The organism is Streptomyces sp. CNB091, assembly GCF_000377965.1.
In genome coordinates, this window is the sequence record NZ_KB899001.1 from 154383 (window position 1) to 178774 (window position 24392).

A 24392-nucleotide genomic window follows, 5' to 3' on the forward strand; every position below is an offset into this window, starting at 1 on the left:
CGCCGTACTCCGGACGCGGTACAGAATGCCTTCAGACCCCTTTCCCCGGGAGGCCATTGTGGACATTCGCCGCGCTACGACCGTCAGGGAACTCCTGGCCGCCGGCCACCTCTACGACGCACCGCCCCGTGAGAAGTGGGCCGCCCGCTTCCTCGCGGCGGACGGTCATGTGCTGCTGATCGCGTACGTGGACGGCGTCCCGGCCGGCTTCGCCACGGGCATCGAGATGCTGCACCCCGACAAGGGCACGGAGATGTGCCTGTACGAACTCGCCGTCGACGAACCGTTCCGACGCCGGGGCATCGGCAGGGCCCTGACGCTCGCGCTCGTGGACATCGCCCGGGAGCGGGGGTGCTACGACCTGTGGGTCGGCGTGGAGGACGGCAACGAGGCGGCGCTCGCGACATACCGGTCGGCGGGGGCGGGGGACGACGGCGGGTTCACGATGCTGACGTGGGAGTTCGGGGACAGTGCCGCGCGGGAGTAGGACACCTCGTACGGGGTCGGGATACGGCTGGGGCGCTCCCGGGCGTCAACCCTGACCTTCGTCGGGGGCCGCTCCTGCCGTTCGGCCGCCGCGCCGGGCCGTGGTGCCTTCGTACATTCGCAGCATGGCAAAGCACACACATCAACACCACTGGCCCGTCCGGCTGTTCGGGTCGGCCGCACTGCTGGCGTCGGCGGCGGCCGTGATCGGGATGCTGTCGCCCGGGGGCCTGGGGCGGCCCGGGCCGACCGAGGTCACGCAGGGCGCTTCCGTATCCCTCTACCGGTCGCTGACGGGGGCGGTCGGGGACGGTCCGGGGTGGCTGGGGCACCTCCTGGAGCTGTCCTCGGAGGCCACGCTGATCGTTCTCGGTCTGCTGCTGCTCGCGGTCTGCTGGACGGCGGTACGCCGGAGGGACACGGGCGCGGTGGCGGGGGCCGTACTCGTCGGCGCCGGGACGGTCGTGGCGTACGCCGTCAGCGAGGCGCTGAAGCTGATCGTCGACGAGGAGCGGCCGTGCCGGGCGCTGGACGGCGCCCGGGCGGTCGCCGCGTGCCCCGAGCCGGGCGACTGGTCGTTCCCGAGCAACCACGCCACCCTGGCCGCCGCCCTCGCGGTCGGGTTGGCGGTGCGGCGGCCCCGGCTCGCCGCCGTGACGCTGCCGTTGGCCGTGGCGGCGGCACTGCTGCGGGTCCTGGTGGGCGTCCACTACCCGCACGACGTGATCGCCGGCGTCCTGCTCGGCGGGGCGGTCGTCGCCTCGGTGCTCCTCGTGCTGGGCCGCCCGGCCGAGCTGCTCGTCTCAGCGCTGCTCCGGCGGTGGGGGTGGGGGTGGGGGCAGGATCCCGGCCTCGTGGGCGACGACGGCGGCCGCGGCCCGGTTGTCGACGCCGAGGCGGGCCAGGACGGAGCTGACGTGCGCCTTGACCGTGCCTTCGACCAGGTGCAGCCGCCGGGCGATCTGCCCGTTGGACAGCCCGCCGCCGAGGTGCGACAGCACTTCGCGCTCCCTGGGCGTCAGCCCGGCGACCCGCTCCCGGGCCGCGTCCCGCCGGCCGGCCAGGGCCCCGGCCCCGGTGGACGCGAGGTGCGCCACCACGCGGGCGGCGACTTTCGGTGACAGATAGGCGGCGCCTTCGGCCACGGCCCGCACTCCGGCGACGAGTTCCTCGGGCTCGCCGGACTTGATCAGGAATCCGGCGGCCCCGCAGCCCAGCGCCCGCAGGATGTAGTCGTCCTCGCCGAACGTGGTCAGCATGACGACGCCGGTGGCGGGCAGGGTGCGGCGGATCTCGGCCGCGGCGTCGATCCCGTTGGCCCCCGGCATCCGTACGTCGAGGACGGCCACGTGCGGGCGGTACGCCCGGGCCAGCTCCACCGCCTCGTGCCCGTCGGCCGCCTCGGCGACGACCTCGATGCCCGGGTCGGTGGCGAGGACGGCGCGGACGCCGGCCCGGATCATGGGCTCGTCGTCGGCGACGAGGACCCGGATCGTCCCGGCCGGGGGCGTGTCCGCCGGGGTCGTGTGCGCCGCCCGGGTCGGGCGCGCGGGGGTCGGGCGCGCGGGGGTCGGGCGCGCGGGGGTCGGGCGCGCGGGGGTCGGGCGCGCGGGGGTCGGGTCCGCCGCGCCGGTCGCGTTCGCCGGGGCCGTGTTCACCGCCCGGGCCTCGTTCGCCGGGATCGTGTTCGCCGCCCCCGTGGCGTTCGCCGGGGCCGCGTCCGCCCGGACCGCGTCCGCCGGAGCCGTGTCCGACGCCCGTGCCGCCTCCGGGCGGCTCATCGGGCGCTCACGGTGTCAGCGCGTCGCGGGAGACCAGCCTGCCGTCCCGGAAGCAGAGCCGGTACGCGTCTCCGGACCGGTCGTCGAAGCGGTCGGCCGTCATCGCGTAGAACTCGCACGTCACCCCTCGTTCCTCCGGCCCGGCGCCCGCCGGCCGCTCCGCCGACTGCCGGTCCGGCAGCACCTTCCGTATGTCGGACCGATCCTGCCCCACTCGCATCCGCGCGTAGTCGCGCGGGTCGAGGACGGACCGGGCCGCGGCCACCGTCTCCCACATCCCGACCCCGGCGAGCCCCACCGCGCCCGCTGCCAGCGGCACCGCCAGCGCGGTGAGCAGGGTGCGGCGGACCCGCCGCCGCGCCCGGCGGTAGCCGGCCGGCGCGGGGCTCACCCCGGCGGCGGTAGGCCGGGGCGCGGGCTGGGCGGGGGCGTGGTGGGGCAGCCGGGCGTCGACGGTGAAGCCGCCGTCCCGGGGGCCGTGGTCAAGGGTGCCGCCGACGAGCCGGACGCGCTCGTCCAGCCCGATGAGGCCTCGCCCCCCATGCCCGGCGAGCCCCCCGCTCTCGTGTCCGGCACATCCATGTTCCCCGAACCCGGAACGTCCTCGGCACTCGTGCCCGGCCAGTCCACGCTCCCCGAACCCGGCACGTTCTCGGCCCCCCGGCCCGGCACGTCCTCGGCCCCCCTCCCCGCCCAGTCCGCGCTCCCCATCCCCGGCCAGTCCGCGCTCCCCGAACCCGGCGAGCCCTCGGCCCCCGTGCCCGGCCAGTCCGCGCTCCCCGTGCCCGGCCAGTCCTCGGCCCCCGCACCCGGCAGGCAGTTCGCCCGGGGTCCCGGGCGGTGTCGCCGGATCTCCGTCGCGGACCACCACCCGGGTCTCGGTCTCCGTGTGCGAGAGCTCGACGCTCACGGACCGGCCCGGCGCGTGCTTGGCCGCGTTGGTCAGGCCTTCCTGCACGACCCGGTGCGCGGCGCGTTCGACGGCGGGCGGAAGACCCGCCGACGCCTCTCCGGCCACCGTCAGTTCGACGTCGAGCCCGGAGGCGGCCGCGTCGCCGACGAGCCGGGCGATGTCGGAGTCCCGCGGCCCCTCCGGCGGGCCCTCGCTCTCCTCGCGGAGGACGCCGATCACCTCGCCGAGCCGCTCCACCGCCGCGCCGGCCCTGCCCCGGATGTCCTGGGCGGCCTGCCGGTGCCGCTCGTCCAGGCCGGGCGCCAGTTTCAGGGCCCCGGCCGACAGGGCGATCAGGCTGAGGTCGTGGCCCAGCACGTCATGCATGTCCCGGGCGATCCTGGCCCGCTCCAGCAGCCTCGCCTGCTCGGCGACCAGCTGCTTCTCCCGCTCCAGCTGTTCGGCCCTCTCCCAGCCGGCCCGGACCAACTCCCGGTACTGACGTGAGAACCGTCCCACGAACCAGGGCACGAGCACGGCGAGGACGACCACCGCCACGAACTGCGTCCCGAGAGCGAGCAGGGACGGCGCCACCGCCACCGCCACCGCCCCGGCCACGAGCGTCCCGGCCAGGACCAGGACGACGGTGCGGCCGCGCCCGGGGCCCCGCCCCGCGACGAACGCGGCGATCGCGGTCGGCAGGCCCCACCACCAGCCGACCAGACTCAGCGCGCCGAAGGCCGCCGCGGCGGGCACCAGCAGGCCACCCGGGTCCGCCCACCTGGGGCCGGGCCCACGAGCGGTCCTGTTCCTGGGGAAGAAGCTGTTCACGAGGGAGAGGCTACGGAGACCGGGAACCTTCCGGCACTGCCGAAAGTCACATCTCCGGCACCGGGGAAGCGCCCCGCACCGGCCGGGGCGCGGCCAGGTCGAGCGGCGTCTCCACCGGCAGCAGGGCCGCGGCCCGCTCGCGCTCCCCCGCCCGGACTGCAGCGTGGACCTCGCGTGCGAGCGGGGTGACGTCGCGGACGGACACGGTCCACTCGTCCGCGTACCGCCGGGCGGCCTCACCGCTCAGCCCGAGCTGGAGGGAGCGGTACGGCAGCGGGTTCAGGTCGAGGTCGCGTTCGGGGTCCCACTGGACCCGGGCGGGGGCGGTGCGCAGGCTGCGCTTCCAGGACGCGGCGTCGGGGTGCACAGCGCGTACGTAGTGGGAGAGTTCGGCGTGCGCGAGGGCCCATTCCAGGCCGTTCCGGTCGATCTCGACGGCGAGGACGACCTCCTGCCCCTCCTTCGTGCCCCAGCCGCAGCGGTACATCATCCACAGGAAGCTGGGCTTGATCCAGGTCATCCGGTCCCGCTTCCAGGCTTCGGGGAACCGCCCGTCGCGTGCGGCGGGCAGCCCGATGGCGGGGCGGTACGCCTGGTAGACGGTGACGGTGGTGGCTGTCTGCCGGGCGCGGATCTCGTAACGGGGCGGGAGGGCCGGGGTGTTCATGGGCCCCAGGATGCCGGGCGGCGCGGTGGCCCGGCATCCGCTTTTCGCCGGGCGATGCGGGCCGCCGACACACCGGCCCCCGCCGACACCGAGGTGCGGACGGGGACCGGTGAGAACGGCGGAGGGGGCGGCCCTCAGTGGTTGCGCGGGAAGCCGAGGTCGACGCCGGCGGGGGCGTCGGCCGGGTCGGGCCAGCGGGTGGTGACGACCTTGCCGCGCGTGTAGAAGTGCACGCCGTCGTTGCCGTAGATGTGGTGGTCGCCGAAGAGCGAGTCCTTCCAGCCGCCGAAGGAGTGGTAGCCCACGGGGACCGGGATCGGGACGTTGACGCCGACCATGCCGGCCTCGACCTCCAGCTGGAAGCGGCGGGCCGCGCCGCCGTCGCGGGTGAAGATCGCGGTGCCGTTGCCGAACGGGGAGGCGTTCATGAGGGCGACGCCGTCCTCGTACGTGTCCACGCGGAGCACGCACAGCACCGGGCCGAAGATCTCGTCCCGGTACGCGTCGGAGTCGGTGGAGACCTTGTCCAGGAGGGAGAGGCCGATCCAGTGGCCGTCTTCGAAGCCCTCGACCGTGTGGCCGGTGCCGTCCAGGACGACCTCCGCGCCCTGGGCGGCGGCGCCCGTGACGTAGGAGGCGACCTTGTCGCGGTGGGCGGCCGTGATCAGGGGGCCCATCTCGGAGGCGGGGTCGTTGCCGGGGCCGATCGTGATCTTCTCGGCGCGTTCGCGGATCTTCGCGACCAGTTCGTCACCGATCGCGCCGACCGCGACGACGGCGGAAATCGCCATGCAGCGCTCGCCGGCGGAGCCGTACGCCGCCGAGACCGCCGCGTCGGCGGCCGCGTCCAGGTCGGCGTCCGGGAGGACGAGCATGTGGTTCTTCGCGCCGCCCAGCGCCTGGACGCGCTTGCCGTTGGCGGAGGCGGTGGCGTGGATGTGGCGGGCGATGGGGGTGGAGCCGACGAAGGAGACGGCGGCCACGTCCGGGTGGTTCAGCAGGCCGTCGACGGCGACCTTGTCCCCGTGCAGGACGTTGAGGACGCCGTCCGGAAGGCCGGCCTCCGAGGCCAGCTCGGCCAGCAGGTTGGCGGCCGAGGGGTCCTTCTCGCTGGGCTTCAGCACGAACGTGTTGCCGCAGGCGATGGCCAGCGGGAACATCCACATCGGCACCATGGCCGGGAAGTTGAACGGCGTGATGCCCGCGACGACACCCAGGGACTGGCGGATCGAGGAGACGTCGACCCGGTTGGACACCTGGGTGGACAGCTCGCCCTTGAGCTGGGTGGTGATCCCGCACGCCAGCTCGACGATCTCCAGACCGCGGGCGACCTCGCCCAGCGCGTCCGAGTGCACCTTGCCGTGCTCGGCGGTGATCAGCGCGGCGATGTCGTCGCGGTGGGCGTCGAGCAGCGCGCGGTAGCGGAAGAGGACGGTGGTGCGCTGGGCGAGCGAGGAGGTGCCCCACGTCGCGTACGCGGCCTTCGCCGCCGCCACGGCCGCGTCGACCTCCTCCACGGAGGCGAGCGCGACCTGTGTGGTGACGGCGCCGGTGGCGGGGTCCGTCACGGGACCGTACTGGCCCGACGTGCCCTCCACTGTCCTGCCGCCGATCCAGTGGTTGACGGTCTTCGTCATGACGTACTCCTTCAGGCTTCTGGCCGCTCGGGCAGGTGCACGTGGCTTCGAGCGGCTTCGAGCGGGTTCAGGCGGGTTCAGGCGGGTTCAGGCGGGCTTCACAGATGGCGGCGTCGGGCGGCGACCTGCCGGTCGTACTCCTCCCGGGCCTTGACCGCCGCCGGGCGGCTCGCGGTCTCGGCTACCGGAACATCCCACCACGCCTGTGCCGGAGGGGGGCCCGACACTGTGTCGGGTGTTTCGGTCTCGACGTAGACACAAGTGGGGCCCTCCGCGTCGCGGGCCTCGGCGAGTGCCGCGCGCAGGTCGTCGACGGTGGTGGCGCGCAGGACGCGCATGCCGAGGGAGGCCGCGTTGGCGGCCAGGTCGACGGGGAGCGGCGGGCCGGTGAAGCCGCCGTCGGCGTCCCGGCGGCGGTAGGCCGTGCCGAAGCCTTCGGCGCCGACCGACTCGGAGAGGCCGCCGATGGAGGCGTATCCGTGGTTCTGGAGGATGAGCAGTTTCAGCGGCAGGTTCTCCTGGACGGCGGTGACGATCTCGGTGGGGTTCATGAGGTACGTGCCGTCGCCGACGAGCGCCCAGACGGGGCGGCGCGGCGTACGGACTCCGTGGGCGAGCAGGACGCCGATGGCCGCCGGGATCTCGTAGCCCATGCAGGAGTAGCCGTACTCGACGTGGTACTGGTCGCGGGAGCGGGTGCGCCAGAGTTTGTGCAGGTCGCCGGGGAGGGAGCCCGCGGCGTTGACGATGATGTCGTCCTCGGTGACCAGGGCGTCCAGCAGGCCGAGGGCCTGGGTCTGGGTGGGGCGTGCGGCGGGGTCGGGGGTGGCGAAGGATGCCTCGACCCGTGCCTCCCACGCTTCCTTCGCGCCGGTGTACTCCGTCTCGTACGCCGGGTCGACCCGGTAGCCGCGTCCGGCGAGCGCCGCCGTGAGCGCCTCAAGGCCCGCGCGGGCGTCCGCGACCAGCGGGAGGGCGGCCAGTTTGTGGGCGTCGAAGCCGGTGATGTTGAGGTGGAGGAAGCGGACGGCCGGATCGGCGAAGAGCGTGCCGGAGGCGGTGGTGAAGTCGGAGAAGCGGGTGCCGACGCCGATCACCAGGTCGGCGGTGCGGGCCAGTTCGTCGGCGGTGGCGGTGCCGGTGTGGCCGATGCCGCCGACGTCGGCCGGGTGGTCGTGGCGGAGCGCGCCCTTGCCCGCCTGGGTGGAGGCGACCGGGATGCGGGTCGCGGCGGTGAACGCGGCGAGCGTCTCCTCGGCCGCGCTGTGCCGGACCCCGCCGCCGACGACGATCAGGGGGCGGCGGGCGGAGCGTACCGCCCGTACCGCGGTCTCCAGTTCGTGCGCGTCGGGGGCGGGCCTGCGGACGTGCCAGTCGCGCTCGGCGAAGAACTCCTGCGGCCAGTCGTACGCCTCCGCCTGCACGTCCTGCGGCAGCGCGAGCGTGACCGCCCCGGTCTCGGCGGGGTCGGCGAGGACGCGCATCGCCTGCAACGCGGCCGGGATCAGCGCCTCGGGCCGGGTGATCCGGTCGAAGTAGCGCGAGACGGGGCGCAGACAGTCGTTGACCGACACATCGCCCGCGTAGGGCACTTCCAGCTGCTGGAGTACGGGGTCGGCGGGGCGGGTCGCGAAGGTGTCGCCGGGCAGGAGGAGGACGGGCAGGCGGTTGATCGTCGCGAGGGCGGCCCCGGTGACGAGGTTGGTGGCCCCCGGGCCGATGGACGTGGTCACCGCGTGCGCGGAGAGCCGCCCCGACTGACGGGCGTATCCGACGGCCGCGTGCACCATGGCCTGTTCGTTGCGGCCCTGGAGGTAGGGCATGCGGTGCGCGGACCCGTTCCCGCCGCTGCCGTTCCCGTCGATGCCGTTCCCATCGCCGCTGCCGCCGCCGCCCGCCTCGACGAGTGCCTGGCCGATGCCCGCGACGTTCCCGTGCCCGAAGATGCCCCAGGTGGCGCTGATGAGCCGCTGTCGGCGGCCGTCGCGCTCGGTGTACTGCCGGGCCAGGAAGGCGACCAGGGCCTGAGCGGTGGTCAGCCGGCGGGTCGGACCGTGGGGGTTCACGGGACGCGTCGGGCTCGCGGGACGGGTCGGGGTCGCGGGACGGGTCGGGGTCGCGGGACGGGTCGCGGAACTCGTCGGGGTCGCGGAACTCGTCGGGTGCACAGGACGCGTCGGGTTCGCGGGACTCGTCGGGCTCAAGGCGTTACCTCCGGGCCGGGCGACGGATGCGCCGTGTACAGCGGGAGTCTGGCGTCGATCGGCTCGTCCCGCCAGGTGTCGCGGATCCATCGGTGGTCGGGGTGGTCGCGGATCAGCCAGGCGCGCTCCTCCCCCGGCCCGGCCATCACGTTCAGGTAGTACAGCGTCCGGCCGGGCGGGGCGATGGACGGGCCGTGCCAGCCGTCGGGGATGAGGACGGCGTCGCCGCCGCGCACTTCGGCGAGGACGTCCGTACCGCCGTCGCGCGACGGGGAGACCCGGTGGTAGCCGATCCCGCCGTCCGCGACCTCGAAGTAGTAGATCTCCTCCAGTTCGCACTCCTCGCCCGGCACGTGCTCGTCGTGCTTGTGGGGCGGGTACGAGGACCAGTTGCCGCCGGGGGTGAGCACCTCGACGGCGATCAGCCGGTCGCAGTCGAAGGTGTCGGCGGCGGCGAAGTTGTTCACCTGGCGCGAGCAGGTCCCGGAGCCGCGCAGCTCGACGGGTACCTCCGGCGCGGGGCCGTAGCGAGCGGGGAGTCGTCGCTCGCACTTCGCTCCTGCCAGGGCGAAGCGGCCACCTGCGCCGGAGGCGATCTGTGCGTGGGAGTCGCGCGGTACGTAGGCGAAGTCGGAGACCCCGCTGAACACGCTCTCCCGGCCCAGCAGTTGAAAGGTCTCGCCTGCCGTACGCACCGTACAGGCACCGGCCAACGGCAGGACGATCCATTCGCTTGTGCCGGTGTCGAGCGTGTGAACTTCTCCCGGTCCCAGCTCCAGTACCCGCAGGGCCGAACGGTCCCAGCCGGCCCGCTCGGGGTCGATGTCGACGGCGTACGCCCCGCGCGCGACGCTGCCAGCCGGCAGGTGGTACCGGTGGTCCCGCTCAGGGGGGTGATGCTTCGTCATGGCTCTTCCCTACCCGTGCCGAGCAGCGATACGGCGGTGTCGACAGCACACGTCACGTCCCCGTCGACCGGGTAGAGCAACGAGCGGCCCACGACCAGCCCCCGCACGGTGGGCAGCCGCAGCGCGTCGCGCCATTTCCCGTACGCGGCGTCCTGGTCGTCGCCGACCTCGCCGCCGAGCAGGACGGCGGGCAGGGTGGAGGCTTCCATCGCCCGGGCCATGGCGTCCGGGTCGTCGGTGACGGGGACCTTCAGCCAGGTGTACGCGGACGTCCCGGCGAGGCCCGACGCGATGGCGATGGAGGTCGCCACGGCGGCGGCGCCGAGATCGTTGCGGAGGCGGCCGTCGAGGCGCCGGCAGAGGAACGGCTCGACGAAGACGGGCAGCCGGTGCGCCGCCATCGCGTCGATGGTCCGGGCGGCGGTGTGCAGGGTGTCCAGCGAGCCGGGGTCGTCGTGGTCGATGCGCAGCAGCAGCTTCCCCGCGTCGAACCCGTGGCGGACCAGGTCGTCGGGGCGGTGGCCGGTGAACCGGTCGTCGAGCTCGAACGCAGCGCCGGCCAGCCCGCCGCGGTTCATCGAGCCCATCACGACCTTGCCCTCCAGGGCTCCCAGCAGGAGGAGGTCGTCCAGGACGTCGGCGGAGGCCAGCACTCCGTCGACGCCGGGGCGGGAGAGGGCGAGGCAGAGCCGCTCCAGCAGCTCGAAGCGGTTGGCCATGGCCAGGGACCGGTCCCCCACCGCGAGCGCGCCGCGCGCGGGATGGTCCGCCGCGATGATCATCAGCCGGTCGCCGGGGTGCCGGATCAGACTCCGCCGCTGCCGTCGCGCGGCGGCCTCGGCGATGGCCTCGGGGCGCTCGGCTCGCAGCCGCACGAGCTCGGCGAGGGAGGGCGCGAGAGGCGTCATGAGCCCGCTCCGGTGGGGGCATCGGGGGCGGCGGGGGCCGCCGGTGCACCCGGGGCAGCCGGGGCAGCCGGGGCAGCCGGGGCGTCGGGGGCCACCGGAGCACCCGGGGCGCCCGGGTCGGCAGCCGGAGCGCCCCGGTCGGCCGTCACGGCTCCGGCCGCGAGGGCCCCCTCGACCTCGCCCGGGAAGGGCATCGCGGATGAGCAGGCGAGGCGGGAGGCGACGATGGCGCCGGCCGCGTTCGCGTACCGCACGAGGCGGTCCAGCGGCCACCCGGCGAGCAGCCCGTGGCAGAGCGCACCGCCGAACGCGTCCCCCGCGCCGAGTCCGTTGACCACGTCCACCGGCAGGGGCGGGCAGTCGGCGGTGGTGCCGTCGCGGTGGACGGCGAGCACGCCCTTGGGGCCCTGTTTGACGACGGCGAGCTCCACCCCGGCCGCGAGCAGGGCCCGGGCCGCGGCGTACGGTTCGCGTTCGCCGATCGCGATGCGGCACTCGTCGATGTTGCCGACGGCGACCGTGGCATGGGCCAGTGCTTCGCGGTACCGCGTGGGAGCCTCGGCGCTGTCGTCGCCGCCGTCCCAGAACATGGGCCGCCAGTCGAGGTCGAAGACGGTCGCCGTACGCGGCGCACCGGCCGGGCGGGCGTCGGCCGTCCTCGCGCCGCGTGCCGCGAGGGCGGCCAGGGTGGCGGAGCGGCTGGGCTCGGCGCTGAGTCCGGTGCCCGTCATCCAGAAGATCCGGGCGTCGCGCACGGCGTCCAGGTCGAGGTCCGGCGCGTGGATCTCCAGATCGGGGGCCTTGGGCTGCCGGTAGAAGTAGAGCGGGAAGTCGTCCGGCGGGAAGATCTCGCAGAAGGTGACCGGGGTCGGATACTCCGCCACGGCCGTCGCCCAGCGGGCGTCCACCCCGAACCGTTCCAGTTCTTGGTGGAGATAGGCGCCGAAGGCGTCCTGCCCGGTCCGGGTGATCACGGCCGTCCGCCGCCCCAGCCGGGCCGCTGCCACCGCGACGTTCGCCGGGGAGCCGCCGAGGAACTTGCCGAACGTCCCGACCCGGGCGAGCGGTACCCCGACCTCCAGCGGGTAGAGGTCCACCCCGATCCGCCCCATGGTGATCACGTCGTACGGCTCAGGCATGCCCATCCCTTCGACCACCGGTGGCCGGCTGGTCCCAGGTCTAGTCCCCTCCCCGGAACCCTGTCAATATTTTGTCCGGACATTCGGACGAAGCCTTGACACTCCTCGGCATGGGCCCCAAGGCTGGACGGTATGACCCCCTCCGTCCGTCCCCCGGCCCGCATCCGCATCGGCTCGGCCCCCGACTCCTGGGGTGTCTGGTTCCCCGACGACCCGCGTCAGGTGCCGTGGCGGCGCTTCCTCGACGAGGTGGCCGAGGCCGGGTACGCGTGGATCGAACTCGGCCCGTACGGCTATCTGCCCACCGACCCGGCGCGGCTGGCCGACGAGACGCGTCAGCGGGGGCTCACCGTCTCCGCCGGGACCGTCTTCACCGGACTGCACCACGGCCCGGACGTCTGGGACCGGACGTGGGCGCATGTCGCGGACATCGCGGGACTGACTCGGGCCATGGGCGCCGAGCACCTGGTCGTCATCCCGTCCTTCTGGCGCGACGACAAGACGGGCGAGGTGCTGGAGGACCGGGTGCTCACGCCCGCGCAGTGGCGTGAGCTGACCGCGCAGACGGAGCGGCTGGGCCGGGAGGTCCGGGAGCGGTTCGGGCTGCGCATCGTCGTCCACCCGCACGCCGACACCCACATCGACACCGAGGAGAACGTCAACCGCTTCCTGGACGCCACCGATCCGGATCTCGTCTCGCTCTGTCTGGACACCGGGCACTACGCCTACTGCGGCGGGGACAGCGTCAAGCTCATCGAGACGTACGGGGAACGCATCGGCTACCTCCATCTCAAGCAGGTCGATCCGGAGATCCTGGCGACGGTGGTCGCGGACGAGGTGCCGTTCGGCCCGGCGGTGGCCAGGGGTGTGATGTGCGAGCCGCCCGGCGGGGTGCCCGCCCTGGAGCCGGTCCTGGAAGCGGCCCGGGCCCTGGACGTCGACCTGTTCGCGATCGTGGAGCAGGACATGTATCCGTGCCCGCCGGACAAGCCGTTCCCCATCGCCCGCCGCACCCGGGAGTTCCTCCGCTCCTGCGGAAGGCCCGGCGCCCCGGCCTGAGCCCGCCGGGTGCGTCGGGCTCCGCCCCCCGGCTGCCCGTACCGCCCCGTAACGCCCTGACCGCCCCGCGTGCCCCCGGGTGCCCCGGGTCAGACTCCCGTGCTTCCGTCGACGCGTTCGCGGATCAGGTCGGCATGGCCGCAGTGGCGCGCGTACTCGCCGATCATGTGGGTGTAGATCCACCGCAGGGTGACCTGCGCGCCCATGAACGGGCTGGTGTCGTCGAGCGCCCGGGCCGCGCAGTTCTCCCGGGCCCGTGCCACCTCGGCCTCCCACTGGGCGAGCGCCCGCTCGTGAGTGGAGTCCTCGGTCAGCTCCCAGCCGCCGTCACGGCCCTCGGCACCGTCCCCGCCGCCGGCCGGAGGGGCGTGGAGCGGCGGGGCGTCCTCCTGCGCCAGCACGCGGCGGAACCAGTTGCGCTCGACCTCCGCCAGGTGCTGGAGCAGCCCCAGCAAGGTGATCGGCGACGGCGCCGCCGACGCCTCGCGCAGCCCCTTCTCGGGCAGGTCCGCGCACTTCTGGGCGAGGGTGGCACGGTAGAAGTCGAGCCAGCTCTCCAGGGAGACGCGTTCATCGGCGACCAGAGGGGGCATCGGGCGTTCGGAAGTGCTCATGGTCCCCATCGTGGCACCCGGGTCCGACAACGGCCCCACCCCGCACCAATGGCCCCGGTTCATCCGTTCTGCCACAGCAGTCACCGTTTCGGAACACGTATCTCGGTTACGCGTGGTTTCTGTCACAGTCGGTCGACAGCCCCACGCCGCCTGCCGTCCGGGGTCGTTCAACCGAGCACGGGCTGAGTGATCGTCAGCCTGTGCTGCGGAGCGCAGCAGAGAAGCGCTGAGAGGTGTCGCCGATGACCGACAGAACGCTCTGGTCCTACAAGGACATTGCCGCGCACATCCAGGTCCGGCCGGACACCGTCCGCTCCTATCGCAAGCACGGGCTCCTGCCCCCGCCCGACCAGGTGAAGAACGGGAAGCCGTACTGGTACGGAGACACCGTCCGCGCGTGGGTCGCCTCCCGCCCCCGCAACCGGGGCCGCTGACGCCCCTGCCCGCACAGCGCCCCCGGTGCACAGTGCCCCGCACTCCCCCGCCCGGGGCGCGCCCTCCCCGGACCCGTCAGCCCCGGCCCGTCAGCCGCGGGCGGGCGCCCGGAAGTGGGCCGTCCAGAGGAACGGCTTCCCGAAGAGCGGGGATTCGGGAGCCTCGTCGTTCATCCGGCGCAGCTCGATCTCCGTCAGGCCGGAGAAGACGTGCCGCAGCGCCTCGGGTGAGTAGGCGAGCCCGCCCTGGAGGCCGCCCGTCCGGTAGAGCTCGGCGTCCGGCAGCTCCGAGCCCATCCCGCCCTCCCCGGCGGCGAAGCAGGTGAGCGTGAAGTGGCCGCCGGGCGCGAGGCAGCGCTCCAAGAGGGCGAGATAGCTGATGCGCCGGTGGGGCGGGAGGTGGTGGAAGCAGCCGGAGTCGTGGATCAGGTCGTAGGGCCCGGCCAGGGCGGCCCCCGCCGCCGTCAGGGCGAACGCGTCACCTCGGTGGAACCGAACGCCGTGGGCTCCCGTGCTTTCCGCCCGCTCCCGTGCCCAGGCGAGCGCTTCCGGGGAGAGGTCGACCGCGTCGACGTCGAAGCCGAGCGAGGCCAGGTGCAGCGCGTTGCGGCCCGGCCCGCAGCCGAGGTCGAGCGCACGGCCCGGGGTGATCAGGCCCTGCCGGAGATAGGCGTCGAGGTTCTCGTCGGGCTTGTCCACGAAGAACGGCACCGTCTTCGAGCGGTCCGCGTAGAAGTCGTCCCACCAGGACGCCCCGCCGGCCGTCCACCGGTCCGCTTCCGGGGCGAACAGTCCGTCCATCAGTGCCAGCACATCGTCCGCCGTCGTCACGTTCCGGTCCATCCGGTCCCCCTTTTCCGATGAGGTAATTCTAGGCAGTCGGAGCACGAAAGCCCAGGTCAGCGACCCTTTGCCGACGCCGCGGGCAGGCCCCTGGCGTCTTCCGGGGCGGGCGGGGAGGCCGGCCCACCGGCCTCCCCCTGTTCGGTGCCCCGCGGGCCCTCCGGGGCCCGCTCCGGGGGTGCTCCCGGCTCCCCCGAGGGCTGTTTCCGAACGGTTTCCCCGCCCCCCTCGCTGAGGCCGAACCTGCGGTGGAGGGAGCGCAGGGGCGCGGGGGCCCACCAGGTGGAGCGGCCCATCAGCTTCATCACCGCGGGGACCAGCAGGCCCCGCACCACCATGGCGTCCATCAGGACGGCGAGGGCGATGCCGAGTCCCAGCATCTTGGTGTTGGTGACCCGCGAGGTGCCGATGGCCACCATGACGACCGCGAGGATCACGGCGGCCGCGGTGATCAGTCCGCCGGTGTGCCGGAGTCCGAAGGTGACGGAGTGCTCGTGGTCGCCTGTGCGGTCGTGCTCCTCCTTGATCCGGGATATCAGGAAGACCCCGTAGTCCATGGAGAGTCCGAAGGCGACGCAGAACATCAGGACGGGCAGCGTCGTCTCGATGTCGCCCGTGCTGGTGAAGGCGAGCAGCCCGGAGAGATTCCCGTCCTGGAAGACCCAGACCACCGCTCCGAACATCGCGGTCAGGCTGAGGGCGTTGAGCACGACCGCCTGGAGCGGAATGAGCACGCTGCCGGTGAGCAGGAAGACCAGGAGCAGGGTGACCACCACGATGATCCCCACCGCCCAGGGCAGCCGGTCGGCTATGGCGTCCTTGGAGTCCACGAGGACCGCGGCCGTGCCCGTCACCGAGGTGTCGAGGGAGGAGGCGGAGGGCACGGCCCTCAGGTCCCGTACGAGCTGCTGGGCCTTCTCTCCGACGGCTTCCCCCTCGGGCAGCACGCCGTAGAAGGCGACGGATTCTCCGGTGACCGGGCCGTCGACCCGCAGGACGCCGGGGAGCCGCTCGATGCGGCCCTTCAGCTCCGCGTACTCGGCGGGGGACCCCTGGCCCTCGACCAGCACCTCCAGGCCGCCGCCGGGGCTGCCGGGGAACCCGTCACGGATGTGCTCCTGGACGACCCGGGACTCCGCTCCGGCCGGCAGCTGACGGTCGTCCGCCGTGCCGAACTTGACGCCCAGAAAGGGCAGTCCGAGCAGCAGGAGCCCGACGGTGGTGACGACGGCGAAGAGGGGCGCCCTGCGCATCACCAGCACGGCCAGCCGCGCCCACCCCCTGCCGGGCGCCGCACCGGCGTCGGCGGTCGCCTTCTTCCGGCGACGGAACAGGCGGCGCAGGTCCAGCGAGTCGACCCGGTGGCCGAGCAGCACGAGTGCGGCGGGCAGCAGGATCAGCGCGGCAGCGGCGGCCAGGAGGACCACGGCGATCCCGGCGTAGGCGAAGGACCGCAGGAAGTACTGCGGGAAGACGAGCATGGCCGACAGGGACACCGCCACGGTCAGCGCCGAGAACAGCACCGTACGCCCGGCGGTCCGCAGCGTCGTGCCCACCGCGCTCCGGGGGTCCGCCCCGCCGGCCAGCTCCTCGCGGAAGCGGCGGACGATGAACAGGGCGTAGTCGATGGCGAGTCCGAGGCCGAGCGCCGTGGTGAGGTTCATGGCGAAGACCGAGACGTCGGTGAACTCCGTCAGGCCCCGCAGTACGGCGTTGGTGCCGAGGATGGCGACGATGCCGACGGCCAGCGGCAGCATGGCGGCGACGGCGCTGCCGAAGACCATGACTAGCAGGACGAGCGTCACCGGCAGGGCGATCAGCTCGGCCCGCAGCAGATCCTCCTGGATGATCGTCTGCATCTCGTGCTGCACCGCCACGGGTCCGCCGAGGGAGACCGTCACCGGCCCCCGCTCCCCCGCGAAGGCCGGGGCGATCCGGTCGAGGGTCTCGCCCGCGGTCTTCTCGTCACCTCCGATCCGGGCGGCGATGACCGCCTCGTGACCGTCCTCGGAGCGCAGGGCGGGGGACGCGGTCTCCCAGTAGGACCCGATGCCCGAGATCCCCGGCTCGGCCTTCAGCCGCTCGGTCAGGCGGGTGGCTTCGGCGGCCACCGCCGGGTCGTCGACGGTCGCGGAGCCGCTGTCCACCAGCAGGAGCAGGTTGGGCTGGGAGGCGGGGAACTCCCTCGCCAGCACCTCGGTCGCGTAGGTCGACTCGGCGTCGGGGGCCTGCCAGCCGCCGCTGCCCATCCGGTCCGCCACCCCGCTCCCCGCGAAGACGGCGAGCGCGGTGATCACCAGCGCGGCCAACAGCGCGAGCCGCGGCCGGGCGGTGACGAACCGGGTCCAGCCGCCGATCGAGGGCGGCGCGGAACGGTTGACTTCGGACATGGTGCGGTGTCCCCTTCACCGAGACCCGGGCAGCACAAGGCAGCATGGGTCGGTCGTTGCCACTTACCTGGCAAACACGAGTAGTCGCTCGCGTTTCACTAGAATGCGAGCGAGCACTCGTATTTGTCAACCGCATCACGAGAGCCGGGGATTGACCGTGTCGGAGGCCAAAGCCACCAAGGGTGCCGCAGCGGACGGAGCGGATGACGGAGCACCGGGATCCGCACGCCCGCGTCGCCGCCAGGCCCGCGGCGAGGCCCGTATCGCCCAACTGCTCCAGGCCGCCGCCAGCGTCTTCTGCACCAGCGGCTACACCGCATCGAGCACCAACGCCATCGCCCGCGAGGCCGGAGTGTCGCCGGGCACGCTCTACCAGTTCTTCCCGAACAAGGAGGCCATCGCCGTAGAGCTGGGCGACCAGCTGCTCAACCGCTGGCGGGACACCTACGGCGCCGCCTTCACCCAGAGCCATATCGAGCTGCCGCTCGACCGCATGCTGGACGCCATCCTCGACCCGCTGATCGCCTTCAACTGCGAGAATCCGGCCTTCTCCGTCCTGATGCACGGTTCGGAGATCCCCGGCCGGATCACCGAGGAGCACGACACGCTGCACGCCACGATGCTGACGCGGGTCGAATCGGTCCTCGCCGGCTACCTCCCGGACGTACCGGGCGACCAGGTCCGCCGCATCGCCGACATGACCTTCATGCTCTTCAAGGCCGGGCTGGACCTGATCATGGCCCACGAGGGCGAGGAGCGCGCGGCCTACACCCACGAGCTGAAGACGATCATGTTCCGCTACCTGGACCCCCTGGTCGGCGACGATGTGCGCTGCCGGGCCCAGCAGGCGCCGTAGGCGTCGCAGGCGACCCGCACGCACCCGGGACGACCACGGGACCGGCGCACGGCGATCCGCCGGCTCGCATCCATACCCCCTAGGGGTATAGTGTGGATACGGCGGGACACCAGGGAGTCCTCCATGACCCCCGCGCCCCCGCCACGCCGCCGTAACGTGTTCGCGAAGAGGAGAACGTCATGACCGCCGAGACAGAGACCACCCAGTCCACCGGTTCCTGCTGCACGCCCACCGGTTCCTGCCACGACGGCGCGACCGACGTGCAGATCGACCAGACCGACGGGGTCACCACCGTGTACCAGGTCAAGGGCATGACCTGCGGCCACTGCGAGGGCTCCGTTTCGGAGGAGATCTCCGGGATCGCGGGCGTGACCTCGGTCGCGGCCGTCGCCGCCACCGGCCTGGTCACCGTCACGTCCAAGGCCCCGCTGGCCGAGGACGCCGTCCGCGCCGCCGTCGACGAGGCCGGGTACGAGCTCCTCGGCCCGGCCGCCTGAAGGCCGACCGGAGCAGCCGCCACCCCGTTCGCCGTCGGGCCGCACCTCACCAGTCGCTACAGGTGGGGTGCGGCCCGATCCGCGTCTCCCGGGAGCCCGGCCCGTACGGCGGTCGTGGCGGCCCGGGACGGAAGGCCCGGAGCCGGGGGCCCGGGGCGGGTTCGGGGCGACGGACGCCACCGAGGACGGCGGTGCGGCGGCCGTGAGCGAGCCGCGCACGCCGGGGCCGGCGACGGGCATTGGGGCGGATGCGGCGATCGAGGCGAGCGACCTCACACCGGTTCGTGGAGATCTCAAGGTGACGGCTGCCGCGATTCGCCTCTCCGGGCGTACGCTGGCCACCATCAGGGGCAACCCCTTCCGGGCCTTCGGGTACCACGTCGCGGCCTTGCCCCTGGCTGCAACTGGCCTGCTCAACCCTATGATCGCGGGAGCCGCCATGGCTTTTTCGTCCGTGTTCGTCGTCACGAACGGCCTACAGCCGCGTGCCTTCACGTAACTTCCACAAAGAGATTTAGATCACACCGGTTTCGGGGTAACCATCCGGTGGGTTCGTGAGTCTTAGAGTGCGAGCCAAGGATGTCTTGGGGGACGTCCGATGGAGTGTCTTGGGGGACGCTCCTGTGGCAAGCGTTGGCCGGGGCACGTGCACCGGGGAGCTTTGAGCGGCCCTCCCGTGCGTACGTACCCCGGCGGACCGCGGCACAACAGAACAACGGGAGCTTCGGCTCCCCGCAGACGCCCGGCCGGATCCCGTGGGGGGAATCCGCTCCGGGATATGGGAAACGCCCCGACCGTCGACCCGTGGGGGGATCGGCGGCGGGGTGTTTCTCGCTTTCCAGCCCGCTCAACCCCGTACGCGCCCGCAGGAGCCCGCTCAACCCCGTACGCGCCCCGCGCAAGCCCCGTACAACGCCGAATCGCCCCGGACACCGCGCTCTGTGCGAAGCGCGGTACGCGGGGCGAAGGCAGTCGGCCGAAGAGGCCGGGCAGTACAGGGGGTTACGAGGTCCGGGTCAGCGGCCCTCGACCGGGACGAAGTCGCGCAGGACCTCGCCGGTGTAGATCTGACGCGGGCGGCCGATGCGAGAACCCGGCTCCTTGATCATCTCGTGCCACTGGGCGATCCAGCCGGGAAGCCGGCCGAGCGCGAAGAGCACGGTGAACATCTCGGTCGGGAAGCCCATGGCCCGGTAGATCAGACCGGTGTAGAAGTCCACGTTGGGGTAGAGGTTGCGCGAGACGAAGTACTCGTCGGAGAGCGCGTGCTCCTCCAGCTTGAGCGCGATGTCGAGCAGCTCGTCGGACTTGCCGAGCGCGGACAGCACGTCGTGCGCGGCGGCCTTGATGATCTTGGCGCGCGGGTCGAACGACTTGTACACCCGGTGGCCGAAGCCCATCAGGCGGACGCCGTCCTCCTTGTTCTTCACCTTGCGGATGAAGGAGTCGACGTCGCCGCCGTTGGCCTGGATGCCCTCCAGCATCTCCAGGACCGACTGGTTGGCGCCACCGTGCAGGGGACCCCACAGCGCCGAGATGCCGGCGGAGATCGAGGCGAACATGTTCGCCTGTGAGGAGCCGACCAGACGCACGGTGGAGGTCGAGCAGTTCTGCTCGTGGTCCGCGTGCAGGATGAGCAGCTTGTCCAGCGCCGAGACGACGACCGGGTCCAGCTCGTACTCCTGGGCGGGGACCGAGAAGGTCATGCGCAGGAAGTTCTCGACGTACCCGAGGTCGTTGCGCGGGTAGACGAAGGGGTGCCCGATCGACTTCTTGTAGGCGTAGGCCGCGATCGTCGGAAGCTTCGCCAGGAGGCGGATCGTCGAGAGGTGACGCTGCTGCTCGTCGAACGGGTTGTGGCTGTCCTGGTAGAACGTGGACAGCGCGCTGACGACCGAGGACAGCATGGCCATCGGGTGGGCGTCGCGCGGGAAGCCGTCGAAGAACCGCTTGACGTCCTCGTGCAGCAGCGTGTGCTGGGTGATCTCGTTCTTGAAGGTCGCCAGCTCGTCGACCTTCGGCAGATCGCCGTTGATCAGCGTGTACGCGACCTCGAGGAACGACGAGCGCTCGGCGAGCTGCTCGATCGGGTATCCGCGGTAGCGCAGAATGCCCTGCTCACCGTCGAGGTACGTGACGGCGGATTTATAGGCGGCGGTGTTGCCGTATCCGCTGTCCAGCGTCACCAGGCCGGTATTGGCCCGGAGCTTCCCGATGTCGAAGCCCTCGTCGCCGACGGTGCTGTTGATCACCGGGTAGGTGTACTCATCGTCGCCGTACCGCAGTACTACAGCGTTGTTGGTGTGCTCGCTCACGTCATCCCTCACCGACGTAGTGCCTCTTCTTCGAGGTGCCCTGACTGTCTTCCACCCTCCCCCATTCGGCTCAGGAGAGTGCACTCGGGGTCGTCCATTGGACTCATTGGCGGCACTGAGTGCCGCCAACTTACTCATCCTGCCCCCTTGACTGCGGTTCCGGAAGACCTCCGTGATGTTTCCCACCGATTTGATCGATCATTTTTGCCACGGCTCACACGAAGTCTTCTCCCGAGCCGCCCTGGAGCCGGAAATCCAGTGCCGTACAGCGTCTGCCTGCGGAAACCGTGCGGACCGCCTGGCCGATCGCCTTACGGGAGCCGACCAGGACCACCAGCTTCTTGGCCCTCGTCACGGCCGTGTAGAGCAGGTTGCGCTGGAGCATCATCCAGGCACTGGTGGTGACGGGGATGACGACGGCCGGATACTCGCTGCCCTGGGAGCGGTGGATGGTCATGGCGTACGCGTGGGCGAGCTCGTCCAGCTCGTCGAAGTCGTACCCGATCTCCTCGTCCTCGTCGGTGTGGACGGTGAGCTTCTGTTCGTCCAGGTCAAGGCCGGTGACGACGCCGACCGTGCCGTTGAAGACGCCGTTCTCGCCCTTGTCGTAGTTGTTGCGGATCTGGGTGACCTTGTCGCCGACCCGGAAGACCCGGCCGCCGAACCGCTTCTCGGGGAGGTCGGGGCGGCCGGGGGTGATGGCCTGCTGGAGCAGCCCGTTCAGATTCCCCGCCCCCGCCGGGCCCCGGTGCATCGGGGCGAGTACCTGCACGTCACGGCGGGGATCGAGGCCGAATTTGGCCGGAACGCGACGGGCCGCCACATCGACGGCGAGTTTGCCCGCGTCCTCCGTCTCGTCCTCCACGAAGAGGAAGAAGTCGCTCAGCCCCTCCGTGAGCGGCGGCTGCCCGGCGTTGATCCGGTGGGCGTTGGTCACGACGCCGGACTGCTGGGCCTGGCGGAAGATCCGGGTGAGCCGGACGGCGGGGACCGGGCCGCCCTCCGCGAGCAGATCGCCCAGCACCTCCCCCGCGCCGACCGAGGGCAGCTGGTCGACGTCGCCCACGAGGAGGAGGTGGGCACCGGGTGCCACCGCCTTCACGAGCTTGTTGGCGAGCAGCAGGTCGAGCATCGACGCCTCGTCGACGACGACCAGATCCGCGTCCAGCGGGCGGTCCCGGTCGTAGGCCGCGTCCCCGCCCGGCTTCAGCTCCAGGAGCCGGTGCACGGTGGACGCCTCGGCCCCGGTCAGCTCCGAGAGGCGTTTGGCGGCGCGCCCGGTGGGGGCGGCGAGCACGACCTTGGCCTTCTTGGCCCGGGCCAGCTCGACGATGGAGCGTACGGTGAACGACTTCCCGCAGCCGGGGCCGCCGGTCAGGACGGCCACCTTCCGGCTGAGCGCGAGCCGTACGGCCTGTTCCTGCTCGGGCGCGAGGGCGGCCCCCGTACGGGTGGCGAGCCAGGCCAGGGCCTTGTCCCAGTCCACGTCCCGGAAGGCCGGCATGCGGTCCTCGCCGGTGTTCAGCAGGCGGCGCACCTGCCCGGCGAGGGACAGCTCGGCCCGGTGGAAGGGGACGAGGTAGACAGCGGTGATCGGTTCGCCGCCCTCGGGGGACGGCACCTTCTCCCGTACGACGCCCTCCGGATCGGCGGCCAGCTCGGCCAGGCACTCGATGACCAGCCCGGTGTCGACCTGGAGCAGCTTGACGCCGTCCGCGATGAGCCGCTCCTCGGGGAGGTAGCAGTGCCCTTGGTCGGAGGACTGGGACAGGGCGTACTGGAGGCCGGCCTTGACCCGCTCGGGGCTGTCGTGCGGAATGCCGACGGCCTGGGCGATCCGGTCGGCGGTGAGGAAGCCGATGCCCCAGACGTCGGCGGCCAGCCGGTAGGGCTGGTTCTTCACGACGGAGATCGAGGCGTCCTCGTACTTCTTGTAGATGCGGACGGCGATGGAGGTGGAGACCTCGACGCTCTGGAGGAAGACCATGACCTCCTTGATCGCCTTCTGCTCCTCCCAGGCGGTCGCGATCATCTTCGTGCGTTTGGGGCCGAGGCCGGGGACCTCGACGAGCCGCTTCGGCTCCTGCTCGATGACGTCGAGGGTGTCGACGCCGAAGTGGGTGGTGATCCGGTCGGCCATCACCGGCCCGATCCCCTTGATCAGCCCGGAGCCGAGGTAACGGCGGATGCCCTGGATGGTGGCGGGCAGCACGGTGGTGTAGTTCTCCACGGTGAACTGCTTGCCGTACTGGGAGTGCGAGCCCCAGCGGCCCTCCATCCGCAGCGACTCGCCGACCTGCGCGCCGAGCAGCGCGCCGACGACGGTGAGGAGGTCACCGGCTCCGCGTCCGGTGTCGACGCGGGCGACCGTGTACCCGTTCTCCTCGTTGGCGTAGGTGATCCGCTCCAGGACACCTTCGAGGACGGCCATGTTGGACATGACCCGACGCTACCGGGTGGCACTGACAGGGCGGTTCGCGGGCCGGGCCGGCCCCGTCAGGGAGACAGCGTGTGTCCGGCGGGTCATTCCGTGCCTGTCGCAGGCCCGCCCCAGGTCTCGCGGCGTGCCTGGTCTTCCGGGTGAGCTATGCGGCGCGGTCGTAGTGGAGGGGTTCGTCGGGGCAGCAGGGGTCGGCATCCCCGCACTCGGCGCCGGCGGTCAGGCGGTGAAGCCTCTTCTGGGCGGTCCGGAGAAGGGCCCAGGCGATGAACAGGACGGCGGTCAGCGCCCACATGACGACCCACCAGCCGGCCGTCGGCCCCAGCATGGCCTCGGCGGCGGTCAGGACCATAGCGGCCGCGTGGGCCCAGCACAGCAGAATGCCTGCCCATCGGGTGGCGTGGTCGATCGTTCGAAAGCCGGCCCTCTCCCCCGGTCCGCCCTGCTCCTGCTCCATGATCCTCCCGTTCCGCCATGCGCCTTTTTCCCGACCTTGACTGTTCATGCGTTCGAGTGCGCGGAACGGACGCGTCCGGGGTGCACTTTCGGCCCCGTCCTGGTTGACGCCACAACAGTTGCCACAAGGCAAGAGAGAGACCGCATGGGGCTTATTTCGGAGTGAATCGGACGGAGAAGTCGGCTCGTTCTGGCCGGTCTGCGTATTTCTGGTCGAGCGTGCGTTCACGTCTCGTGAAGAAGTCGTGGTGGTTCACGGAGTACGGGGGTCCGGGCCGGCGCCCCGGTACTCGTTCGCCAGCAGAGTGTCGTGGTCGCGCGCACCCCGCCGAGGAGCCGCTCGAACCGCTGAATCTCCTGCGGGGAGTACGCGGCCATCGCCTCGGCCATCCGCTCGACGTACGGGCCGAAGCAGGCGCTCAACTCGAGGGCTCGCGTCGGCCGGCGTTGAAGCGCGCCTTCTTCTGACGGTTGCCGCAGGTGTTCATGTCGCACCACTTGCGCGTACGGCTCTGGCTGGTGTCGAAGAATGCGGCCCGGCAGGTCGGGGAAGCGCACAGGGCCAACTTTCCGTCCCGCTCGCCCGAGATGACGTCGACCGCGTCGGCGGCGATCACGCTGAGGGCGTCCTCCACGGAGGAGGAGTCGAGCTGCCAGCGCCGCTCTCCCCCGGGTGTCAGGACCGCAGCGGCCCGCCCAGTGATGCTGCGGTCGCCGATGACCTGGACCGGGGCGACGGGAAGAGGCTCGTGCAGCGCGGCGGCCGTCGCGGCGGTGTGGATCGCCTCCCTCAGCTCCCGGGCGCGGTCGAGCTGGGCAGGGGTGCAGGAGTCCACGGCGAGCCCGTACACCGCCAGCCAGTCGATGAGCCGTTGCGGAACGGGGATGCGCTCCACGGCGTCGCCGAAACGCTCCGACAAGGTCCCGGTGAAGCTCGTCGCGAGCACGCTGCCGAGGCGGAAGTCAGGAAAGCCAGCACGCATGGAACCACCTTAGCCGGTTGCGACATCCACCTAGGGGCTGTTAGAACCGTCT

At 72.1% G+C, this 24392-nt stretch carries 20 protein-coding genes and 2 pseudogenes; 7 read left to right on the top strand and 15 right to left on the bottom strand.

From position 1 onward, the window contains the following. Positions 1-58: 58 nt before the first annotated feature. Positions 59-487: a GNAT family N-acetyltransferase gene (locus tag D581_RS0121615; protein ID WP_018959288.1), complete on the top strand. Its 429-nt coding sequence runs from the start codon at positions 59-61 to the stop codon at positions 485-487. A 124-nt stretch (positions 488-611) separates the two neighbouring features. Next, a pseudogene (locus tag D581_RS1000000139900) lies at positions 612-1298 on the top strand (phosphatase PAP2 family protein); the annotation flags it as partial. Here D581_RS1000000139900 and D581_RS0121625 read toward each other — a convergent pair. The 8 genes from D581_RS0121625 to iolC form a co-directional block, all read right to left on the bottom strand. Continuing rightward, positions 1290-1979, bottom strand: a complete 690-nt coding sequence (locus D581_RS0121625; RefSeq protein ID WP_026290770.1) for a response regulator transcription factor — start codon at positions 1977-1979, stop codon at positions 1290-1292. The pseudogene D581_RS1000000139900 and the gene D581_RS0121625 overlap by 9 nt on opposite strands. A gap of 295 nt (positions 1980-2274) precedes the next feature. Further along, complete coding sequence (locus tag D581_RS01000000137525; protein ID WP_018959291.1) at positions 2275-3915, bottom strand: histidine kinase; 1641 nt, start codon at positions 3913-3915, stop codon at positions 2275-2277. Positions 3916-4036: 121 nt separating this feature from the next. Then, positions 4037-4657 carry a DUF4291 domain-containing protein gene (locus tag D581_RS0121635; protein ID WP_018959292.1) on the bottom strand — a complete coding sequence of 207 codons (621 nt, stop codon included), beginning with the start codon at positions 4655-4657 and terminating at the stop codon, positions 4037-4039. Positions 4658-4791: 134 nt separating this feature from the next. Beyond that, on the bottom strand, positions 4792-6294 hold the full coding sequence (locus D581_RS0121640; RefSeq protein WP_018959293.1) for a CoA-acylating methylmalonate-semialdehyde dehydrogenase: 1503 nt from the start codon (positions 6292-6294) through the stop codon (positions 4792-4794). 98 nt (positions 6295-6392) lie between these two features. Then, on the bottom strand, positions 6393-8360 hold the full coding sequence (gene iolD, locus D581_RS0121645) for a 3D-(3,5/4)-trihydroxycyclohexane-1,2-dione acylhydrolase (decyclizing) (protein ID WP_018959294.1): 1968 nt from the start codon (positions 8358-8360) through the stop codon (positions 6393-6395). A 134-nt stretch (positions 8361-8494) separates the two neighbouring features. After that, positions 8495-9406, bottom strand: a complete 912-nt coding sequence (iolB, locus tag D581_RS0121650) for a 5-deoxy-glucuronate isomerase (RefSeq protein ID WP_018959295.1) — start codon at positions 9404-9406, stop codon at positions 8495-8497. Further along, positions 9403-10314: a Cgl0159 family (beta/alpha)8-fold protein gene (locus D581_RS0121655; RefSeq protein ID WP_018959296.1), complete on the bottom strand. Its 912-nt coding sequence runs from the start codon at positions 10312-10314 to the stop codon at positions 9403-9405. Before D581_RS0121655 ends, iolB begins: the two co-directional genes overlap by 4 nt. Then, a complete protein-coding gene (gene iolC, locus D581_RS0121660) occupies positions 10311-11453 on the bottom strand; it encodes a 5-dehydro-2-deoxygluconokinase (RefSeq protein WP_026290771.1) in 1143 nt (380 codons plus the stop codon). The genes D581_RS0121655 and iolC overlap by 4 nt, the downstream gene beginning before the upstream one ends. A 132-nt stretch (positions 11454-11585) precedes the next feature. Here iolC and D581_RS0121665 point away from each other — a divergent pair, with 132 nt between their 5' ends. Continuing rightward, positions 11586-12512, top strand: a complete 927-nt coding sequence (locus D581_RS0121665; protein ID WP_018959298.1) for a sugar phosphate isomerase/epimerase family protein — start codon at positions 11586-11588, stop codon at positions 12510-12512. An 89-nt stretch (positions 12513-12601) separates the two neighbouring features. Here D581_RS0121665 and D581_RS0121670 read toward each other — a convergent pair whose 3' ends face one another. Beyond that, entirely contained in the window at positions 12602-13126 is a 525-nt protein-coding gene (locus tag D581_RS0121670) for a DinB family protein (protein ID WP_018959299.1), read from the bottom strand. Positions 13127-13368: 242 nt separating this feature from the next. Between D581_RS0121670 and D581_RS0121675 the strand changes: the two genes are divergently transcribed. Then, complete coding sequence (locus D581_RS0121675; RefSeq protein ID WP_018959300.1) at positions 13369-13560, top strand: helix-turn-helix transcriptional regulator; 192 nt, start codon at positions 13369-13371, stop codon at positions 13558-13560. A gap of 90 nt (positions 13561-13650) precedes the next feature. Here the strand turns inward: D581_RS0121675 and D581_RS0121680 are convergent, their stop codons facing one another. After that, a complete protein-coding gene (locus D581_RS0121680; protein ID WP_018959301.1) occupies positions 13651-14403 on the bottom strand; it encodes a class I SAM-dependent methyltransferase in 753 nt (250 codons plus the stop codon). A 56-nt stretch (positions 14404-14459) separates the two neighbouring features. Beyond that, the gene (locus D581_RS0121685) at positions 14460-16793 is read right to left on the bottom strand and encodes an MMPL family transporter (RefSeq protein ID WP_018959302.1); all 2334 of its coding nucleotides are present in this window, start codon (positions 16791-16793) and stop codon (positions 14460-14462) included. A 157-nt stretch (positions 16794-16950) separates the two neighbouring features. Between D581_RS0121685 and D581_RS0121690 the strand changes: the two genes are divergently transcribed. The 3 genes and pseudogenes from D581_RS0121690 to D581_RS0121700 all read left to right on the top strand — a co-directional run. Next, positions 16951-17649, top strand: coding sequence for a TetR/AcrR family transcriptional regulator (locus tag D581_RS0121690; protein ID WP_026290772.1), 699 nt, complete (start codon positions 16951-16953; stop codon positions 17647-17649). A gap of 179 nt (positions 17650-17828) precedes the next feature. Further along, complete coding sequence (locus D581_RS0121695; protein WP_018959304.1) at positions 17829-18146, top strand: heavy-metal-associated domain-containing protein; 318 nt, start codon at positions 17829-17831, stop codon at positions 18144-18146. Positions 18147-18369: 223 nt separating this feature from the next. Continuing rightward, positions 18370-18645: pseudogene (locus tag D581_RS0121700) on the top strand (heavy metal translocating P-type ATPase); the annotation flags it as partial. A 517-nt stretch (positions 18646-19162) separates the two neighbouring features. Here the strand turns inward: D581_RS0121700 and D581_RS0121705 are convergent. From D581_RS0121705 to D581_RS0121720, 4 genes are all read right to left on the bottom strand, one after another. Beyond that, on the bottom strand, positions 19163-20461 hold the full coding sequence (locus D581_RS0121705) for a citrate synthase (RefSeq protein ID WP_018959306.1): 1299 nt from the start codon (positions 20459-20461) through the stop codon (positions 19163-19165). Between the two features lie 214 nt (positions 20462-20675). Beyond that, a complete protein-coding gene (gene recD2 / locus D581_RS0121710; protein WP_018959307.1) occupies positions 20676-22901 on the bottom strand; it encodes an SF1B family DNA helicase RecD2 in 2226 nt (741 codons plus the stop codon). A 145-nt stretch (positions 22902-23046) separates the two neighbouring features. Next, positions 23047-23358, bottom strand: a complete 312-nt coding sequence (locus D581_RS0121715) for a hypothetical protein (protein ID WP_018959308.1) — start codon at positions 23356-23358, stop codon at positions 23047-23049. A gap of 418 nt (positions 23359-23776) precedes the next feature. After that, positions 23777-24340: a CGNR zinc finger domain-containing protein gene (locus D581_RS0121720; protein WP_018959309.1), complete on the bottom strand. Its 564-nt coding sequence runs from the start codon at positions 24338-24340 to the stop codon at positions 23777-23779. Positions 24341-24392 lie beyond the last annotated feature (52 nt).

What these genes read in the sequence shown, in the direction of transcription:
- D581_RS0121635 (WP_018959292.1), bottom strand. Translation starts at nt 4,657, where the DNA reads ATGAACACCCCGGCCCTCCCGCCCCGTTACGAGATCCGCGCCCGGCAG.
- D581_RS0121640 (WP_018959293.1), bottom strand. Translation starts at nt 6,294, where the DNA reads ATGACGAAGACCGTCAACCACTGGATCGGCGGCAGGACAGTGGAGGGC.
- iolB (WP_018959295.1), bottom strand. Translation starts at nt 9,406, where the DNA reads ATGACGAAGCATCACCCCCCTGAGCGGGACCACCGGTACCACCTGCCG.
- D581_RS0121655 (WP_018959296.1), bottom strand. Translation starts at nt 10,314, where the DNA reads ATGACGCCTCTCGCGCCCTCCCTCGCCGAGCTCGTGCGGCTGCGAGCC.
- iolC (WP_026290771.1), bottom strand. Translation starts at nt 11,453, where the DNA reads ATGCCTGAGCCGTACGACGTGATCACCATGGGGCGGATCGGGGTGGAC.
- D581_RS0121665 (WP_018959298.1), top strand. Translation starts at nt 11,586, where the DNA reads ATGACCCCCTCCGTCCGTCCCCCGGCCCGCATCCGCATCGGCTCGGCC.
- D581_RS0121670 (WP_018959299.1), bottom strand. Translation starts at nt 13,126, where the DNA reads ATGAGCACTTCCGAACGCCCGATGCCCCCTCTGGTCGCCGATGAACGC.
- D581_RS0121675 (WP_018959300.1), top strand. Translation starts at nt 13,369, where the DNA reads ATGACCGACAGAACGCTCTGGTCCTACAAGGACATTGCCGCGCACATC.
- D581_RS0121680 (WP_018959301.1), bottom strand. Translation starts at nt 14,403, where the DNA reads ATGGACCGGAACGTGACGACGGCGGACGATGTGCTGGCACTGATGGAC.
- D581_RS0121685 (WP_018959302.1), bottom strand. Translation starts at nt 16,793, where the DNA reads ATGTCCGAAGTCAACCGTTCCGCGCCGCCCTCGATCGGCGGCTGGACC.
- D581_RS0121695 (WP_018959304.1), top strand. Translation starts at nt 17,829, where the DNA reads ATGACCGCCGAGACAGAGACCACCCAGTCCACCGGTTCCTGCTGCACG.
- recD2 (WP_018959307.1), bottom strand. Translation starts at nt 22,901, where the DNA reads ATGTCCAACATGGCCGTCCTCGAAGGTGTCCTGGAGCGGATCACCTAC.
- D581_RS0121715 (WP_018959308.1), bottom strand. Translation starts at nt 23,358, where the DNA reads ATGGAGCAGGAGCAGGGCGGACCGGGGGAGAGGGCCGGCTTTCGAACG.
- D581_RS0121720 (WP_018959309.1), bottom strand. Translation starts at nt 24,340, where the DNA reads ATGCGTGCTGGCTTTCCTGACTTCCGCCTCGGCAGCGTGCTCGCGACG.